Origin of the sequence: Pseudomonas flavescens (assembly GCF_013408425.1) — a bacterium.
GTDB lineage: Bacteria > Pseudomonadota > Gammaproteobacteria > Pseudomonadales > Pseudomonadaceae > Aquipseudomonas > Aquipseudomonas fulva_A.
The window spans coordinates 4,190,272-4,207,092 of sequence record NZ_JACBYV010000001.1 but is presented as its reverse complement, the minus strand read 5'-3'; the positions used below and the strand labels follow the sequence as shown (position 1 = coordinate 4,207,092).

Genomic DNA, 16,821 nt, shown 5'->3' with positions numbered 1-16,821 from the left:
ACTGGCCATGCAGCGGCCCAATCCCAAGGAGACCACTCCATGAGTCTGAACATTTTCTGGTTTCTGCCGACCCACGGTGACGGCCATTATCTCGGTACCTCGCAAGGGGCCCGTGCCGTTGACCACGGTTATCTGCAGCAAATCGCCCAGGCTGCCGACCGCCTCGGTTTCGGCGGCGTACTGATTCCCACCGGCCGTTCCTGCGAGGATTCCTGGCTGGTCGCCGCGTCGCTGATCCCGGTGACCCAGCGCCTGAAATTCCTCGTGGCCCTGCGTCCGGGCATCATTTCTCCGACCGTGGCTGCACGCCAGGCGGCGACACTGGATCGTCTGTCCGGCGGTCGTGCGTTGTTCAATCTGGTCACCGGCGGTGATCCGGACGAACTGGCAGGCGATGGTCTGAACCTGTCCCACGCCGAACGCTACGAAGCGTCCGTCGAGTTCACCCGCATCTGGCGTCGCGTGCTGGAAGGCGAAGTGGTCGATTACGACGGCAAGCATATTCAGGTGAAGGGCGCCAAGCTGCTTTACCCGCCAGTCCAGCAACCGCGTCCGCCGCTGTACTTCGGTGGCTCCTCGGAAGCCGCGCAGGACCTCGCCGCCGAACAGGTCGAGCTGTACCTGACCTGGGGTGAACCACCGTCCGCGGTGGCCGAGAAGATCGCCGCCGTGCGGGAGAAAGCCGCGGCCCAGGGGCGCGAAGTGCGCTTTGGCATTCGTCTGCACGTGATCGTCCGGGAAACCAACGAAGAGGCCTGGAAGGCCGCTGACAAGCTGATTGCCCATGTCGACGATGACACCATCGCTCGCGCCCAGGCCTCTCTGGCGCGCTTCGACTCGGTCGGCCAACAGCGCATGGCTGCCCTGCACGGCGGTAGCAAGGACAACCTGGAGGTGTCACCCAACCTCTGGGCTGGTGTCGGCCTGGTGCGCGGTGGTGCCGGTACGGCGCTGGTCGGCGATGGTCCGACGGTGGCCGAGCGGGTCAAGGAATACGCCGCGCTGGGCATCGATACCTTCATCTTCTCCGGTTATCCACACCTCGAAGAGTCCTATCGGGTCGCCGAACTGCTGTTCCCACACCTGGACGTGAACCGCCCTGCGCTGCCGGAAGGCGCGAACTATGTCAGCCCGTTCGGTGAAATGGTCGCCAACGACATCCTGCCCAAGGCGGCGTCGGCCAGTTGAAACGCTGCCGGGCGTGGACGCCCGGCCATCCCGTGATGATTGTTGAGGTATGAAATGAGCAACACGTCTTTCCATAGCCTGGCCCTGCGCCTGGCGCCCTGGGCACTGCCCGTGGCGCTGCTGGTTGCCTGGCAGGGTTCGGTCGCCCTGGGGCTGCTGTCCACGCGCATTCTGCCGGCGCCCAGCGCGGTGTTCGAGGCCGGCTGGCAGCTGCTTTCCAGTGGCGAGATCTGGACCCACCTGGCGATCAGTGGCTGGCGCGCAGGGGTTGGTTTCGCCATTGGTGGGGGCATCGGTCTGGCCCTGGGCTTCATCACCGGCTTGTCGAAATGGGGCGAGCGCCTGATCGACAGCTCGGTGCAGATGATCCGCAACGTGCCGCACCTGGCGCTCATTCCGCTGGTTATTCTGTGGTTCGGCATCGACGAAAGCGCGAAGATCTTCCTGGTCGCTCTTGGCACGCTGTTCCCGATCTACCTGAACACCTACCACGGCATCCGCAACGTCGATCCGGCGCTAGTGGAAATGTCGCGCAGCTATGGTCTGTCCGGCTTCGCGCTGTTCCGTCAGGTGATCCTGCCCGGTGCGCTGCCATCGATTCTGGTCGGTGTGCGCTTCGCCCTCGGGCTGATGTGGCTGACCCTGATCGTCGCCGAAACCATTTCCGCCAGCAGCGGCATCGGTTACCTGGCGATGAACGCCCGTGAATTCCTGCAGACCGACGTGGTGGTGCTGGCGATTCTGCTGTATGCGGTGCTCGGCAAGCTGGCCGATGTCGCTGCCCGTGGCCTGGAGCGCGCCTGGCTGCGCTGGCATCCGGCCTATCAAACCAAGGCAGGTGCCAAATGACCGCTCTGCATAGCCTCAAGCGAGGCACGCCGCTGACCATTCGCGGCATTCAGAAATCCTTTGGCGAGCGCCAGGTACTCAAGGACATCGACCTGCGCATCCCTTCGGGCCAGTTCGTTGCCGTGGTCGGACGCAGTGGTTGCGGCAAGAGCACCTTGCTGCGTCTGCTCGCTGGCCTCGACCAGCCTACTGGCGGTGAGCTGCTGGCCGGTAACGGCACGTTGGCGGCGACCCGTGAAGATACCCGTCTGATGTTTCAGGAAGCGCGCCTGCTGCCGTGGAAGCGCGTGATCGACAACGTCGGCCTCGGGTTGACCGGTGACTGGCGACCCAAGGCCCAGCAGGTGCTGGAAGCTGTCGGTCTCGGCGAGCGTGCCAATGAGTGGCCGGCGGCGCTGTCCGGTGGCCAGAAGCAGCGCGTGGCCCTGGCCCGTGCATTGATTCACGAGCCGCGCCTGCTGCTGCTCGACGAGCCCCTGGGGGCTCTGGATGCCCTGACCCGTATCGAAATGCAGCAACTGATCGAGGGCCTCTGGCAGAAGCACGGTTTTACCGTACTGCTGGTCACCCACGACGTCAGCGAGGCCGTTGCCACCGCTGACCGGGTCATTCTGATCGAAGACGGTCAGGTTGGCCTGGATCTGGACGTGAATCTGCCGCGCCCCCGTAACAAGGGCTCGGCACGCCTGGCTTCGCTGGAAGCCGAGGTGCTCAATCGTGTTCTGCAACTGCCCGAGCTGCCACCGCAGCCCGATCCCGTTTCACCGCTCCCGACGCAACTGCGTTGGGCGCTTTAAAGCAGCGACAAGCTTCAAGCCACAAGCTGCAAGTAAAAAGCCCAGGCGCTCTGTTGTCGCTTGCAGCTTGAGACTTGCAGCTAAATTCGACCCTAGGAGAAATTCGACATGACCATTAAAGCCATCAACGTCCGTAACCAGTTCAAAGGCACCATCAAGGAAATCGTCGAGGGCGACGTGCTGTCGGAAATCGACGTGCAGACCGCAGCCGGCATCGTTACTTCGGTGATCACCACCCGTTCCGTGCGCGAGCTGGAACTGGGCGTGGGCAGCGAAGTGATCGCGTTCGTCAAGTCCACTGAGGTGTCCATCGCCAAGCTCTGATCGCTTCGCGCGGGAAAACGGCCGGCCTTGCGCCGGCCTTTTCGTGCCTGCTAGGTAATGCCCCATTCACAGTCCGAGCTGCGCGTTGCCTGCAGACTCCTCGTGTCAGTTGCGTAACGGGTATTGATGGGGAAGACGCCGCCCCCTTGTTCACCGCTTCGCTGGCGCGATGGTGGATGAGAAAGGCGCCATCCACCCCACGGGGGCCTAGCGCTCTTCGCGCAGCCTGGCCATCTGACGTTCGAGCAGCGCCGGATACGGATCGAGCAGGCGCTCGACGCAGCTGGCGCCCTCGGGGCTGGCGATGGCACGGATACGGGCGCGCTGGCGCAGCGTGGCGTCTTCGCCTACGCGTCGTTCCACCAGCAGCAGGTTGCGGCTGTGCTGAGACAGGGCCAGGGCATCCTGTGCGGTTTCGCTCAACAGCAGGTCGCCTTGGCTGAGGCCCTGCAGGTCTTCACCCAGGGTCAGGCCGAGTTGCAGGTGCAGGGTGATGCCGCTGTCGGCAACTTCGATCTGCAGGGCGTGGCCCAGTGCGCGCAGCAGTTCACCGCAGCAGATGGCGTGAGTCAGGTAGTCGTCCTGGCTGTCCTGATGGTGGAAGAGCATCAGGCTGCTGCCATCGTTGAGGGTGTACAGCTGAGCCTTGTAAAGCGCCGCGGCCTTGTCCAGGCAGTTGCGGTAGCTTTCCAGAAGCTCCATCAGGCGGGTACGCGGCAAACGGCGCAGTTGCTCCTGAGCGCCCAGCTGGACCGCCAATACGGCACTCTTCTGCGGCGCAGCAGGTGCCGCTGGAGGGATGTGGGCAGGCGTCTCATCGCGGTCATACAGATCGGCGAAGGCATCGTCATCGGTGTCTTCACCGCGTCTGCGGCTTGGCGGATCGTAATCGTCGGTATCGAAGCGACTGTCGCGCAGGTCGCGAACTTCGAACTGCGGATCGTCGCGGCGATCCACTTCTTCGTCATCCTCGTCGTGCAGGAACTGCTCGTCCAGGTCGTCGAATTCCGGCTCTGGCTCCGGCTCGGGCTCCGGTTTTACCGGCGCGAGGCGAGCCTGCAGCTGCCGCGCCAGGTCGCCAATCTCGTCCTGGCGATTGGCGCCCGGGGCGTAATCATCAGGGTCACGCAGCCAGACCCGCATCTGCATCAGTGGCGTGGAGATCTGTCGGCCCAGGCGCAGGCTCAGCGACAGCGTCAGCGCCAGCAGGATGAGGCTGAGGATGCCCATGCTCTGCAGGCTGATGGTCATTGGCTGCTGGAATTGCTGCATGTCCAGGCTGATGCGCAACTGCCCGGCCATCACCTCCTGGAAAGTGATCGGCGTGGAGTACAGGCCCTCGGTCTCGCCGAGCATGCTCTTGCTGGGGCGGGTGCCGGCTTCCGCAAGGATGCGGTTGTCGACGCTGTAAATGGCCGCGTGCGCCACCAGCGGGTTCTTCACCAGGTTGTTGAGCAGCACGTTGAGGCTGAGGATGTCGTTGGACACCAGCAGTTCGGTGGCCGAGGCAGCCGTCTGCGTGATCAGGCTGCTGCCCAGTGCTTCGGCCTGCTGCTGCATGGCCTGCTTGAACTGCATGCCGATGACCCAGGCATAGATCACCAGCGCCATGGCCACCAGCAGCAAGCTGTGACTGACGACGCGCAATGCCAGCGGCACGCGACGTTGGCGCAGTGCACGGAAGAGCAGAAGGAAGAAGTTATCGGGTTTTACGGGGGCGGGCCGGTTCACAGAGCTCGGCTCTTGTCGACTGTAGATGCGGCGCAGTATAGCGAGCGACCCGCGCAGGGCAAAGCGCCGCGCGTGTCCGGAAGGCATTGAAAGTGGTTAGAATGTGCGTTTTTTCACCGGCCCTGCTGCACATCGCCGTTCGGCAGACCGTTCTTAGTCCTGCGAGCTCCGGAGTACGCCTTGCGCGAAATCGTCCTGATCAACATTACCGGTGAAGATCGGCCCGGCCTCACGGCTGCCATTACCGGCGTACTGGCCCAAGGTGGCGTGAACATTCTCGATATCGGCCAGGCGGTCATCCACGACACGCTGTCTTTCGGCATCCTGGTGGAAATTCCCGATACCGAGCGCGCGTCCTCGGTGCTCAAGGACATCCTCTTCACCGCCTACAAGCTCGACCAGCAGGTGCGGTTCACGCCGGTATCGGAAGACGATTACCAGAACTGGGTGGCCGGGCAGGGCAAGGCACGCCACAGCGTGACGCTGCTGACCCGCAAGGTCACCGCCGAGCAGTTGCAGCGCGTCAGTGCGATCACCGCCCGGTACGGGTTGAATATCGACCATATCGACCGACTGTCCGGGCGTATGCCGCTGGACATGCCGGTCGAGCAGGGCAAGGGTTGCATCGAGTTTTCGGTACGTGGCGAGCCGAGTGATCCGGCCGCTTTGCGGGCCGAATTTCTCAGCGTGGCCCAGGAGCTGAACGTCGATATCGCCTTTCAGGCCGATTCTCTGTTTCGCCGCAATCGTCGCCTGGCCGTGTTCGACATGGATTCCACCCTGATCGAGGCGGAAGTGATCGACGAACTGGCCAAGGCCGCCGGTGTCGGTGAGCAGGTATCGGAAATCACCGAGCGGGCCATGCGTGGCGAGCTGGACTTCCGCGCCAGCTTCAAGGAGCGCCTGGCCCTGCTGAAAGGCCTGGATGTCGGTGTGCTGGATGAGATCGGCGCGTCGCTGCGTCTGACCGAAGGTGCCGAGAACCTGTTCGCCGAGCTCAAGCGCCTGGGCTACAAGACCGCCATTCTGTCCGGCGGCTTCACCTACTTCGCCAAGCAACTGCAGGCCAAGCTGGGCATCGACTACGTGTTCGCCAATGAACTGGAAGTGGTCGATGGCAAGGTCACCGGTGTGGCCATCGAGCCGATCGTCGATGCGCAGCGCAAGGCTGACCTGTTGCGCGAGCTGGCGCACAAGGAGGGTTTGCGTCTGGAACAGACCATTGCCGTCGGCGATGGCGCCAATGACCTGCCGATGCTGGCCATTGCCGGGCTGGGTGTGGCATTCCGGGCCAAGCCGCTGGTCAAGCAATCGGCCAAGCAGGCGATCTCCACCCTGGGCCTGGACGGCCTTCTTTATCTGCTGGGTTTCCGCGACCGCGACGGTCAGCGGTAAGCGAGATGCAGCTGCAACGGGGCGGCCAGGCTGCCCCGTTGGCTCAATCGTCTGACGAGAAGTTGTAATCCATCGACTGACTCGGACCCTGCAGGTAGTAACCCTGAATGTAGTTCGTGCCGGCTTGCCACAGGGTGGCGAGGACGCTGGCGGACTCCACGAACGGCACGATGGTCAGCTTGGCCTGGCTATGCAGGCTGGCGAGCATGGTCTTCAGCGCTTCCTGATTGGCCGGATCGCTGAGGTCCTTGGCGAAGGAGCCATCCACCTTGACGAAGTCGACGGGCAGGTGCCTGAGCGTATTGAACGGGTTCAGCGCGCAGCCGAACTGACTCAGGGCGATATGGCAGTGCAGATCCTTGAGGCCGTGGGTCAGCGCTTTCACCTGTTTCAGGTAGGCAATGGCATCCGGTTCGCTGAACTGGAATACCAGGGCATCGGAAGGCAGGCGCGCGGCCTTCAGGGCGACACTGAGCCAGGGCAGCAGCGTCTGATCCTGCAGGCTGGCGCTGGACAGGTGCACGAACAGGCGTGTCGCGTGCCCTTTGGAACGGTGGTCGGCGAGTAGTTTGATCGAGCTGAGGATCACCCAGCGGTCGATCTTCTCACCCATTCCCGAGTCCCTGGCCACGGCCAGGAATTCCCCGGGCGGGACTTCCTGACCGGATGGGCTGAGCAGGCGCAGCAGCACTTCGTAGTGTTCGTGCTCATCGCCTCGCAGGCTGATGACCGGCTGGAACAACAGGCGGAAGCTGTTCTGTTCCAGCGCCTGCTGCACCATCGCCACGACACTGCCGCGGCTGGCTGCTGCGGCCAGTTCCTCGGCCGGGTCGAACAGTTTGAGGGTGCCCGGCTCGTCGATCTGATCGGCGCAGCGCTGCGCGCGGTCGATCACTTCACCTGCCTTGGGCGTGGTGTCGTTGAGGCCGGCAACGCCGATCGACAGGGTGGTTTGTGCGGTGCGTCCGTTGATGTCGAACAGGTGCGTCTCGGCCTTGCGCAGCAGGGCCTCGAGTTGCGGGCGCTGTTGCTGCGGTGTCATGCCCGCTTGCAGAACGGCGAACACATCGTCGCCGAAGCGCGCCAGATGGGCATCCTGCGGGAAATGCGTGCGCAGCATGCCGGCGAGGTCGGTCAGCAGCAGATCGATGGCGCCCAGGCCCATTTCGGCAAGCAGGGCGGCATAGCGATCGACGCGAATGTAGGCCAGGCTCGCCGGCTGTTCGTCGTTCACCGCGCGATGCGCTGCGGTATCCATCAGCTCGATGAAGTGGGCGCGGTTATACAGGCCGGTGACCAGATCCAGGCTGCTGATCTCCCGCAGCTTCTCTTCCAGTTCGGCGTTGCCGCTTTCGGCGCGGATCACTGCCTGGATGCAGGGCTCACCGTCGTAGGCTGCGGGGGAGAGGGTGACGCGCGCCGAGAACGTGCTTTCGTCGGTGCGCACACCTGCACAGGACAACTCGTGATCGTCCAGATGCTGATAGTTTTTCAGGAAGTCCTTGAAGGCACCCTGGTCGGCGCTGCCGATCAGGTCGATCATCGGCAGGCCTTCCAGTTCTTCGGCGTCGTCGAAGCCGAACAGCTCGAGGTAGGCGCGGTTGGCATAGATGTGCATGCCGTCGTGCACATAGGCGATGGCATCCACCGAGCTGTCCAGCAGCAGCTGGCAGCGCTTCTCCGCTTCGCGCAGGGCTACCTCGGCGGCGCGGCGGGCGCGGCGTTCCTCGAGGTTGACCAGCTCGCGACGGGCCACCAGCACCAGGCGCTCGTCCTCGCCCTGAGGCAACGCATCCTGAGCACCCAGCATCAGCGCCTCGGTGACGCTGTCGGGCTCGTTGTCGGCCAGCAGCAGAATGACCGGAATGTCCTTGCCCTGATGACGAATGCAGGAGAGCGCTTCGTGGGGCTCCAGGCATTCGCTGACGGGGGCGCAGATCAGCAGATCCCAATTGTGCTTGAGGGCTTCGAGCAGATCCTCGCTGGAGATCAGCCGATGTACACGGGTCGCGTTACCGGCATTACGGAACAGGCTGACGAGACGCTCTGCCTCATTCTGCGAATCTTCGAGAATCAGCAGGCGGATGGTTTTCTTTTCGATGGCCATTAGCGAGGTCGAATCTGCGATAAGACAGCAGAAGAAGGCGGGAGGGTTTCCCGCAATCTACAGCGACTTCCAGAGTGAGTCAAAGTCTTCCTCCCCGGCCGGCCGGTGGGTTCCGGAGGCTGTGACGGAGGTCGCGTGATCGACGCTTTTCTGCTCGAGATCGTGATACTCGAACTGGCTGAAACTGCCGGTGCTGGCCTGTTTCTGGCTGAGCACGGCGCGGCGCTCCTTGCCACTGATGTTGATCAGCACCTTGCTACCTTCCTGGAAAGGCAGGCGTGGCGTGATCAGTGTGGCCGGGCGGGAAATGGCGGAGATTTCCGGGAGCAGCAGGGCGCGCAGGTACTGGCTGTTCTGTTCTGCCTTGCGTACCAGTTGCAGGCCGCAGGATTGCGCGTGTGGGGCGATCAGTTCGATGCCCATCTGCGTGCCGCCACCGCGTACCTGGCGAATCCAGCGTACTACGGCCACGCTCCAGCTCTGCTGCGGGTTGTCTCGGATGCCCAGCAGTTCACCGGCCTGCAGCTGGTTGGGCACTTCCTTCGGCCAGGACAGGCAATAGCCGCCAGGGCTGTGGTTGACGATCGACAGCGTGTAGCTCGGGAAGCCTTCGCCCGCCCCGGAGGCCGATTGTTCCTGGTCCTCGACGGGCTTGGGGTATTCGATTTCCTCGAACGGCAGACCATGTTCCCACTCGGTGCCGCGCCGTGCGTCCGGGGCGTTGGACCAGATATCCGGTTCGCTGCTGACCGGCTTGAACGAAGCGGTGGTTTCTATCGGCTGCTTGAGGATCTCGCTGAATGCCCGGCCGTTGGCCAGGTAGTAGTTCAAGGCGCTCATGCCGATGCACAGGGTCATGCTGCCAGTGCCCTGGGTGCGCTGGAAGGTGCGCTCGGAAATGTCGCCCCAGGCTGCAGCGGCATGCTGCAGCATGTCGATGGTGAAGCCATCCGGCACGGGCAGGCGCGACTGGCTTCTTTCCTCGGGCAGCAGATGCAGGTGGTCCTTGATGGCATTGACCAGCGGTGTCGGGTCGATACCCAGGGCGCCTTGCAACTCGCTTGGCTGGAACAGCGAGGTATAGCGCGGCGGCCCGTCCAGCTGGGGGGCGACGGCAAAGATGCTCGATGGATGGCCGCCAGCCTGCAGGTTGATCAGTGTGCTCCAAGCTTCCAGTGCTTCGGCCAGACGGGCGATGGCGCTCTGGCGCATCTGGTTGCAGCGTGAGCAGCCGATCAGCAGCGCCACGATGTAACTCTGCTCGACGCTCAGCCCCTGGGTGTGGCGCGCCAGCGGGTCGCGGATCACCACCTTGTGGAGGTCCTGCTGATGAGCGATCAGGTAAAGCTGGTGCAGCTCCAGCCACAGCCCCTCGGGGACCGGACAGTACAGCTGGCTGGTACGAATCAGCGGGCCATTGAGGCTGTGAACGGCACGCTGCAGCGCGGTGCCGAGCAGTTGGTTGCGTTCACGGTTCGGCTGGGCGGCGAGGCGTGAAATGATCAGCTTGTAGCCGATGGCCAGGTGGTTCTGCAGGGCCTGGCACAGATTGGCCACCTTGCGCGGGCGCTCGTCGAGGACGATGGCCTGGTTGAGGAAGTGGCGCTCCAGATGCTGACAGACGAAGTACACCTCGGGCCGCAACAGCTCGAGCAGTTGCAGACGGTTGTCCGAGGGGGTCAGCAACTGGTTGAGCTCGATCAGCGCCTGGTACAACTGGCGCGCGGTTTCACCGATGTTGGCCTTGGGCAGGCCGGCGATCCAGCGTTTCAGGTCACGTGGCGTGGCGTCGCAGAAAGTCAGGCCCTGCTTGGTCGGCGTCGGGACGCGGAGCAAAAGGTGGGGGCTCTGTTTATCCATCAAACTTTCTTACTCCAGCGCCAACATGCGAGCGAATCGTTCGGTAATCGTGAGGCGACTCTAGCAGCATCTGGCCATCGTCGCAGCCTTTGCACCAATCATGGCGAAGGCTGCAGGCCGTGCTGCCGGTTCACTGGCCGAGCAATTGGCCCATGCGCACGGGGCTATTGGCAGCCAGCTCCTCGGCCCATTTCACCTGTTCCGGGCCAAACAGCACGATGGCGGTGGAACCGAGCTTGAAACGGCCCAGCTCCGCACCCTTCTCGAGGCTGACCGGTGCCCGGGCGGCTTCGTCGTAGCGTACGGTCTTCAGTTCCCGCTTGGGCGGCGTGATCAGGCCGGCCCAGACGGTTTCGATGGAGGCGACGATCATCGCGCCAACCAGTACCACGGCCATGGGGCCGCGTTCGGTGTCGAACAGGCAGACCACGCGCTCGTTGCGGGCGAACAGCTCGGGAACGTTTTCGGCGGTGGTCTGGTTCACCGAAAACAGGCGACCCGGCACGTAGATCATTTCCTTCAGGGTGCCGGCCAGCGGCATATGCACGCGGTGGTAGTCCTTGGGAGACAGATACACGGTGGCGAAATCGCCGCCCATGAAGGGCGCCGCGCGTTCGCTGTCACCGCCCAGCAGTTCGGTCACGCTGTAGCTGTGGCCCTTGGCCTGGAATACCCGGCCGTGCTCGATGCGGCCAAGCTGGCTGACGGCACCGTCCGCGGGGCAGAGTACCGCGCCAGGCAGATTGTCCAGCGGGCGGGCGCCTTCTTTCAGGGCGCGGGTGAAGAATGCGTTGAAGTGTTCGAATGCAGTCGGATCCTCGACCTGCGCCTCGCTCATGTCGACCTGATACTGCTTGGCGAACCAGGTGATCAGGCGATTCTTGAACCAGGGTGCCCGGCATTCGGCTGCGCAGCCGATCAGGCGCGACAGCAGGTGATGCGGAGTCAGGTACTGGCTGAGGATAAACAGGCGTTCTTTCATCTTTATTCCTTGGCAGCCCGGCATTTCTTGCCGGGCGAATTACAAGTGGACAATCAAGTCGCACTCACTGTTCGACAGGTGTATCGGAAAGATTGCCCCATTCGCTCCACGAGCCGGCGTAGGCCTTGACCCGTGGGTAGCCCAGGGCCTTGGCCACCAGATAGGTGAAGCCGGAGCGGCGATGGCTCTGGCAGTGGGTGATGATTTCCTTGTCGGCGCTCAGGCCCAACTGGTTCAACTGCTGGCCGATATCCTCGCGGATACGCAGGCCGCGGGCGGGATCCATGCCGGCCGTCCACTCGAAGTGGATGGCGCCGGGAATATGCCCCCCCCTGGCGGCCTGTACCTTTTCGCCGCGGTACTCCTCCAGCGAACGGGCATCCCAGATGGCCAGATCGTCGGCGCCCAGGCGCGACTTCAGGTAATCGAGGCTGGCCGTCGGCTCGTCGCTCAGCGACAGCCGCACCGGTGTGCTTTTCGGTTCGGGCACAGCCTGATCCAGCGGACGCTGCTCAGCCTCCCAGGCGGTCAGGCCACCGTTGAGAAAGTGATAGCGCGGGTGGCCGATTACATCCAGCAACCAGATGAAGCGCCCAGCCCAGCCGCCGCCCTCATCGTCGTAAACCACGTAGGTGGCGTGCGGGTGATGGCCAAGCTCGCTGAACAATTGCTCCAGTGCCGCCTGTTGGGGTAGCAGGCCAGGTGCCGGCGGTCTGCCCAACTGAGTGCGTTTGCTGTCGACGAAACGGGCGCCGGGAATGTGCCCGGCCTCATAACGAGCACGGCTGCTCAGGTCGACCAGAATCAGGCTCGGTTCTTCCAGGCGCGTAGCGAGGTGCGCGGGCTCGATGACCAGCGGCAGTTCGTCGAAGGCAGTCATACGGGCCTCGTTGGCAGAAATGAGAACGGGATTGTAGCGCAGCCATGGCCTGGGAAAAGAGCCGCGGTTCAGCGCTTACGTTTGCTGAACGTGTCCAGGGCGCGCTCTATGCATTGCGCGGTCTTGGCGAACGCCTGCAAAGCGGTATCGCTGATCGGTTTGCCGTGCAGATCGGCGAACAGGATCATCACCACCCGGTCGTTGCTGGCCAGGGAGCGGATCAGCAGGTGCTCACTGGGCAGCAGGGCCTTCAGATTGCCCGGCAGCAGCGCGGAAAACTGGGCGATATTGGCGGGCGTGAGACGCAATTGCGCAGGCGTCTGCAGCAGGCGACGCAGCACCTGGCTTTGCGCCGGGTCGACAGCCAGGCCGCTGGCGGTGGCGTCGACGCCAGCATGCTGTTGCACCTGCAGGCGGCTGTGGGTGCGGTCGGCGAGCAGCATGAGCAGGCGCGACAGGCCGGTCGCCTGCAAGGCCTGGCGGGCGCAGGTGGTGAGTTGCTGCACGTTGCTGAACGCCGTCGGCTGGGCGAGCAGTTGAGCGCACAGTTGTCGCCAGTCGGCGAGTGGCGACGTTGGCGCCGGCTTGGGCGGCTGGAAGTGCCGTACGTTCCAGGGCCAGAGCAGTGCCTCGGCCGGGTGCCAGAGGTCGGTGGTGTCCAGCTGCCGTGCGCTTTGCGCAGCATTCTGATGGATGTGCTGGTGCAGCTCCGGCAGTGGCATCTGCAGGTACAGGCTGTTGAGCCGCTGCCAGCGCCGGGTGTGACTGCCGGTCCAGGCGTTGTGCGCGGAAACGGCCAGCACGTTGGCCAGCAGGATGCTGTTGGCCGGCTGGGTCAGCCAACGCTGCAGCGTCGGGTCGGCGTCCAGTTCCTGCTGCTGACGCAGCGGGTCGTCGTGCTTGCGCGCCAGGCGCAGCGCCTTGGCCAGCAGGCGTCGGTCGTTGAGCAGCAGTTGATAGCCCTGAATGATCCACGCCGGCAGGCGCCAGTGTTCGGCCAGCGCCAGGCACAATTCGAACAGGGAAATGCCCAGCAACTCGCGTTCGACCCGCGCCGGCCGTTCGCCGTTGATCAGTACGCGCTGCTCCCAGGCCTCGAACAGATGAGGGTGAGCCGCCAGCAGTGCCCAGACCGGGGAGAGGAACAGCAGGCTGCCCCAGTGGATTTCCTGCCACAGCCTGGCGAGGCGTGCGGCGAACAGGCCGTTGGCCTGTTGCGCAGCATGCTGGCTGATCAACTGGATCTGCCGCAGCGGCTGGGGAATGTCGGCGACAGCCTTGGCCGGTATGCGCATCAAAAGCTCTTCGGCGCGTTTCAGGCCCAGGCGATTGAGGGCGGTTTCCAGGCTTTCTGCCGCTTCGCCAAGGCTGCTGCTCTTGCGATTGGCTTCGCGCAGCACGCAGAGCACCAGTGCCGGGCTATCCTGCATCAGGTCGGCGATCTCGCGCAGCGAGCGGCGGCTATCGCCCAGGGCGCGGCGAACCTGCTGGTGATAGTGGGTCGGGATGGGCAACACCTGACCGTCCAGCTGCTTGAGCCAGGCATCGAGGGTGCGCGGTAACGGCGTGCTTGCGACCATGGGGATATGCCAAAATGGCTTTTTTTAGACTTAACTGACTATAGTCTCGCGCATCTCTTCCGATAAGTAGAAGGGGTGTTTCGTGCATTCCCTTTCTTTTCACTTCAGTAAGTTTTCCTTATGGCCAAAATCATCGGCATCATCGTTGTCTTCGCTTGCGTCTTTGGCGGTTTCGTCGCGTCTGGCGGCAAACTCATGGCGCTGGTGCATCCCTTCGAGGTGTTGATCATCGGCGGTGCCGCGCTGGGCGCGTTTCTGCAGGCCAACCCGGGCAGCATGTTCATGACCGTCCTCAAGAAGTCGTTGAAGATGTTCAAGTCGCGCTTTACCCATGATTACTACCTGGAAGTGCTGCGCCTGCTCTACGAGATCCTCAACAAGGCGCGCCGTGAAGGGATGATGGCCATCGAGGCCGATCTCGAGGATCCCGCGGCCAGCCCGATCTTCAGCAAGTATCCGGCGGTGTTGGGTGATGAGCGCATGGTCGCCTTCATCTGCGATTACCTGCGCATCATGTCCTCGGGCAACATGGCGCCGCACGAACTGGAAGGCCTGTTCGACATGGAACTGGTTGGCCTGAAGGAGGAACTCGAGCATCCCGCCCATGCCGTGGCGAAGATCGCCGACGGCATGCCGGCCATGGGTATCGTGGCGGCTGTACTGGGTATCGTGATCACCATGTCGATCCTGGCCGAGGCGGACAACGCGCAGATTGGCGAGAAAGTCGGTACGGCACTGGTCGGTACCTTTCTCGGCATTCTCGCCTCCTATGGTTTTTTCGGTCCATTGGCCGCCGCCCTCGAACACGATGCCAAGGAAGAACTGAACGTCTACGAGGCCATCAAGGCTGGCCTGGTCGCCTCCGCTTCCGGGATGCCGCCGTCGCTGGCGGTGGAGTTCTCGCGCAAGACCCTCTACCCGGCGCACCGCCCAAGCTTCAGCGAGCTTGAACAGGCAATGCGCGGGAACTAAGCACCATGGAAAACAACCAGCCGATTATCGTCAAGCGGGTCAAGAAGGTCGCCGGGGGCCACCATGGTGGTGCCTGGAAGATCGCCTTCGCCGACTTCGCCACGGCGATGATGGCCTTCTTCATGGTGATGTGGCTGATGTCCTCGGCCACGCCCGAGCAGAAGAAGCTGATTTCCGGCTATTTCAAGGACCCTATCGGTTTTTCTGAAAGTGCCAGCCCCTACGTCATCGACCTGGGCGGCTCGCCGACCCCATCGCCGGATCGCACCCTCAACGAACAGCCCCAGGAGGCGCCGGGGGACGAAGCGGACACTGATCCCAAGGATCCTGCCGAACTGGACGCCGAGCAGGCCGAGGCCAAGGCCGAAGAGGTGGAGCGCGAGCGTCTGGAGTTGCTGCTGCAGGAACTGCAGAACAAGGTCGAGCAGGACCCGCAGTTGCAGCGTTTCAAGGATCAGATTCTTTTCGAGATTACCCAGGACGGTCTGCGCATTCAGATCGTCGATGCCGAGAACCGGCCCATGTTCGCCCTGGGCAGCGCCCAGTTGCAGCCCTATTTCGAGGACATCCTGTTCGCCCTGACCGACACCATCAAGGCGGTACCGAACAAGATCAGCGTCAGCGGTCATACCGATGCCAAGCCGTTCGCCGGCGCTGGTGGTTTCGGCAACTGGGAGCTGTCGGCCAACCGCGCCAACGCCGCGCGTCGGGTGTTGATCGCAGCAGGTTACGACGATGCTCAGGTGGCGCGGGTGGTCGGGTATGCATCTTCGGCGTTGTTCGACCGCAACGATCCGTTCAATCCGGTCAATCGCCGTATCGATATCGTGGTGCTGACCAAGAAGGCTCAGCGCAACATCGAAGGTGAGCAGGGTGGCGGCGAGCTGGCGCCCGATCCAGCACCGGATGCGCCCGCTGGTGGTGCTGGTGGTACTGGTGCACCGGCTGGTGCGCCGTTATCCAACGAGCAAGTGCGTGAACGGTTGAACATCTTCGAAGACGGCACGCTGCAGGTGGATCAGCCCGAGGAGTGATCGGCCTGCATGGCCAAAGCCCGCTGAGTGGGTACGCCCGGGCAGTGGTGCATGGGCGCTGCTGCCCTCATTCAGTACTCGGCCTCCGGCAGGCTGGCGAGAATGTGCCGGTAGCTGTTCATCCGCTGCGGCTGAATGCGCCCATCCTCCAATGCCTTGAGCAGTGCACAGCCTGGCTCGCGGTCGTGCTTGCAGTCGCGGAAGCGGCAATGGCCGAGCAGCTCGGCGAACTCGATGAAGCCAGCCTCCACGTCGTCCCGGCTAACGTGCACCAGACCGAATTCCCGGATACCCGGTGAGTCGATCAGCTGGCCGCCACCGGGGAAATGGAACAGCCGTGCCGTGGTGGTGGTGTGTGTGCCCTTGCCGGTCAGTTCGGACAAGGGGCCGACTCGGGTGTCGACGCCCGGTAGCAGGCTGTTGACCAGCGACGACTTGCCCACACCGGACTGGCCGACGAATACGCTGATATTGCCATCGAGCTGCTGCTTGAGCTGCTCCATGCCATCACCTTCCAGGGCAGACACTTCCAGCAGCGGGTAACCCAACTGGCGGTACACGCCGAGCAATGCGTTCAGCGCCGTTTCATTCTGTGCATCGATCAGATCGGCCTTGTTGAGCAGCAGCAGTGGGCGGATGCCAGCATGCTCGGCTGCAACCAGGTAGCGGTCGATCAGGTTGGCATGGGGCTCGGGCAGTGGCGCGAAGACGATGACGATCAGATCGACGTTGGCCGCTACCGGCTTGAGTTGGCCACGGGTGTCCGGGCGACACAGCTCGGTGTCGCGTGGCAGTTGGGCGACGATCACGCCAATACCCTGGTTGCCGGGGCGCCACACCACCCGGTCGCCGGTAACCAGAGTCGGCAGGTTGGCGCGCAGGTGGCAGCGGAAAATCTGGCCTGACAGCTCGCCGTCCGTGGCCTCGACTTCCACTTGCACACCGAAGTGAGCGATCACCAGGCCGGTCTGTTCCGGGCCCAGATCGCCGCCTTCCAGGGTTTCCACCACGCGGGATTCGCGTTTGGCCGCACGTGCGGCACGTTCGCCCTGGATTTTTTCGATGCGCCAGTTTTGCCGGCGGTTGAGTTGGCGTTTGGCCATGGGGCTTCCGAGTGTGTGA

14 protein-coding genes are annotated in these 16,821 nt (G+C 63.4%); 7 read left to right on the top strand and 7 right to left on the bottom strand.

Going from position 1 to position 16,821, the window contains the following annotated elements; genetic code table 11:
• Nucleotides 1–39: 39 nt before the first annotated feature.
• The 4 genes from ssuD (at nucleotide 40) to FHR27_RS18900 (ending at nucleotide 3,158) form a co-directional block, all read left to right on the top strand.
• Nucleotides 40–1,188, top strand: a complete 1,149-nt coding sequence (ssuD, locus tag FHR27_RS18915; RefSeq protein ID WP_042554443.1) for an FMNH2-dependent alkanesulfonate monooxygenase — start codon at nucleotides 40–42, stop codon at nucleotides 1,186–1,188.
• Nucleotides 1,189–1,242: 54 nt separating this feature from the next.
• A complete protein-coding gene (gene ssuC / locus FHR27_RS18910) occupies nucleotides 1,243–2,037 on the top strand; it encodes an aliphatic sulfonate ABC transporter permease SsuC (RefSeq protein WP_042554444.1) in 795 nt (264 codons plus the stop codon).
• Nucleotides 2,034–2,834 (top strand): aliphatic sulfonates ABC transporter ATP-binding protein, encoded by an 801-nt coding sequence (gene ssuB, locus FHR27_RS18905; RefSeq protein ID WP_042554445.1) that lies wholly within the window; start codon nucleotides 2,034–2,036, stop codon nucleotides 2,832–2,834. Before ssuC ends, ssuB begins: the two co-directional genes overlap by 4 nt.
• Nucleotides 2,835–2,942: 108 nt before the next feature.
• Entirely contained in the window at nucleotides 2,943–3,158 is a 216-nt protein-coding gene (locus tag FHR27_RS18900; protein ID WP_013793202.1) for a TOBE domain-containing protein, read from the top strand.
• A gap of 207 nt (nucleotides 3,159–3,365) precedes the next feature.
• Here FHR27_RS18900 and FHR27_RS18895 read toward each other — a convergent pair whose 3' ends face one another.
• Nucleotides 3,366–4,889 (bottom strand): AhpA/YtjB family protein, encoded by a 1,524-nt coding sequence (locus FHR27_RS18895; protein ID WP_179539280.1) that lies wholly within the window; start codon nucleotides 4,887–4,889, stop codon nucleotides 3,366–3,368.
• A gap of 180 nt (nucleotides 4,890–5,069) precedes the next feature.
• Between FHR27_RS18895 and serB the strand changes: the two genes are divergently transcribed.
• Nucleotides 5,070–6,284: a phosphoserine phosphatase SerB gene (gene serB / locus FHR27_RS18890; protein WP_042554447.1), complete on the top strand. Its 1,215-nt coding sequence runs from the start codon at nucleotides 5,070–5,072 to the stop codon at nucleotides 6,282–6,284.
• Nucleotides 6,285–6,327: 43 nt separating this feature from the next.
• Here the strand turns inward: serB and FHR27_RS18885 are convergent, their stop codons facing one another.
• From FHR27_RS18885 to FHR27_RS18865, 5 genes are all read right to left on the bottom strand, one after another.
• A complete protein-coding gene (locus FHR27_RS18885; protein ID WP_042554448.1) occupies nucleotides 6,328–8,391 on the bottom strand; it encodes an EAL domain-containing response regulator in 2,064 nt (687 codons plus the stop codon).
• 57 nt (nucleotides 8,392–8,448) lie between these two features.
• The gene (locus FHR27_RS18880) at nucleotides 8,449–10,251 is read right to left on the bottom strand and encodes a hypothetical protein (RefSeq protein WP_042554449.1); all 1,803 of its coding nucleotides are present in this window, start codon (nucleotides 10,249–10,251) and stop codon (nucleotides 8,449–8,451) included.
• A gap of 130 nt (nucleotides 10,252–10,381) precedes the next feature.
• Entirely contained in the window at nucleotides 10,382–11,233 is an 852-nt protein-coding gene (asd, locus tag FHR27_RS18875) for an archaetidylserine decarboxylase (RefSeq protein WP_042554450.1), read from the bottom strand.
• A gap of 64 nt (nucleotides 11,234–11,297) precedes the next feature.
• A complete protein-coding gene (locus FHR27_RS18870; protein WP_042554451.1) occupies nucleotides 11,298–12,113 on the bottom strand; it encodes a rhodanese-like domain-containing protein in 816 nt (271 codons plus the stop codon).
• A 68-nt stretch (nucleotides 12,114–12,181) separates the two neighbouring features.
• On the bottom strand, nucleotides 12,182–13,693 hold the full coding sequence (locus tag FHR27_RS18865; protein ID WP_042554452.1) for an HDOD domain-containing protein: 1,512 nt from the start codon (nucleotides 13,691–13,693) through the stop codon (nucleotides 12,182–12,184).
• A 120-nt stretch (nucleotides 13,694–13,813) separates the two neighbouring features.
• On the opposite strand from FHR27_RS18865, the gene motA reads away from it, so the two are divergent.
• Both motA and motB read left to right on the top strand, forming a co-directional pair.
• On the top strand, nucleotides 13,814–14,665 hold the full coding sequence (motA, locus tag FHR27_RS18860) for a flagellar motor stator protein MotA (RefSeq protein ID WP_042554453.1): 852 nt from the start codon (nucleotides 13,814–13,816) through the stop codon (nucleotides 14,663–14,665).
• Between the two features lie 5 nt (nucleotides 14,666–14,670).
• On the top strand, nucleotides 14,671–15,699 hold the full coding sequence (gene motB, locus FHR27_RS18855; protein WP_042554454.1) for a flagellar motor protein MotB: 1,029 nt from the start codon (nucleotides 14,671–14,673) through the stop codon (nucleotides 15,697–15,699).
• A gap of 71 nt (nucleotides 15,700–15,770) precedes the next feature.
• Here the strand turns inward: motB and rsgA are convergent, their stop codons facing one another.
• Nucleotides 15,771–16,802: a small ribosomal subunit biogenesis GTPase RsgA gene (gene rsgA, locus FHR27_RS18850; protein WP_042554455.1), complete on the bottom strand. Its 1,032-nt coding sequence runs from the start codon at nucleotides 16,800–16,802 to the stop codon at nucleotides 15,771–15,773.
• Nucleotides 16,803–16,821: the final 19 nt, after the last annotated feature.

What these genes read in the sequence shown, in the direction of transcription:
- ssuD (WP_042554443.1), top strand. Translation starts at nt 40, where the DNA reads ATGAGTCTGAACATTTTCTGGTTTCTGCCGACCCACGGTGACGGCCAT.
- ssuC (WP_042554444.1), top strand. Translation starts at nt 1,243, where the DNA reads ATGAGCAACACGTCTTTCCATAGCCTGGCCCTGCGCCTGGCGCCCTGG.
- ssuB (WP_042554445.1), top strand. Translation starts at nt 2,034, where the DNA reads ATGACCGCTCTGCATAGCCTCAAGCGAGGCACGCCGCTGACCATTCGC.
- FHR27_RS18900 (WP_013793202.1), top strand. Translation starts at nt 2,943, where the DNA reads ATGACCATTAAAGCCATCAACGTCCGTAACCAGTTCAAAGGCACCATC.
- FHR27_RS18885 (WP_042554448.1), bottom strand. Translation starts at nt 8,391, where the DNA reads ATGGCCATCGAAAAGAAAACCATCCGCCTGCTGATTCTCGAAGATTCG.
- FHR27_RS18880 (WP_042554449.1), bottom strand. Translation starts at nt 10,251, where the DNA reads ATGGATAAACAGAGCCCCCACCTTTTGCTCCGCGTCCCGACGCCGACC.
- asd (WP_042554450.1), bottom strand. Translation starts at nt 11,233, where the DNA reads ATGAAAGAACGCCTGTTTATCCTCAGCCAGTACCTGACTCCGCATCAC.
- FHR27_RS18870 (WP_042554451.1), bottom strand. Translation starts at nt 12,113, where the DNA reads ATGACTGCCTTCGACGAACTGCCGCTGGTCATCGAGCCCGCGCACCTC.
- FHR27_RS18865 (WP_042554452.1), bottom strand. Translation starts at nt 13,693, where the DNA reads ATGGTCGCAAGCACGCCGTTACCGCGCACCCTCGATGCCTGGCTCAAG.
- motA (WP_042554453.1), top strand. Translation starts at nt 13,814, where the DNA reads ATGGCCAAAATCATCGGCATCATCGTTGTCTTCGCTTGCGTCTTTGGC.
- motB (WP_042554454.1), top strand. Translation starts at nt 14,671, where the DNA reads ATGGAAAACAACCAGCCGATTATCGTCAAGCGGGTCAAGAAGGTCGCC.
- rsgA (WP_042554455.1), bottom strand. Translation starts at nt 16,802, where the DNA reads ATGGCCAAACGCCAACTCAACCGCCGGCAAAACTGGCGCATCGAAAAA.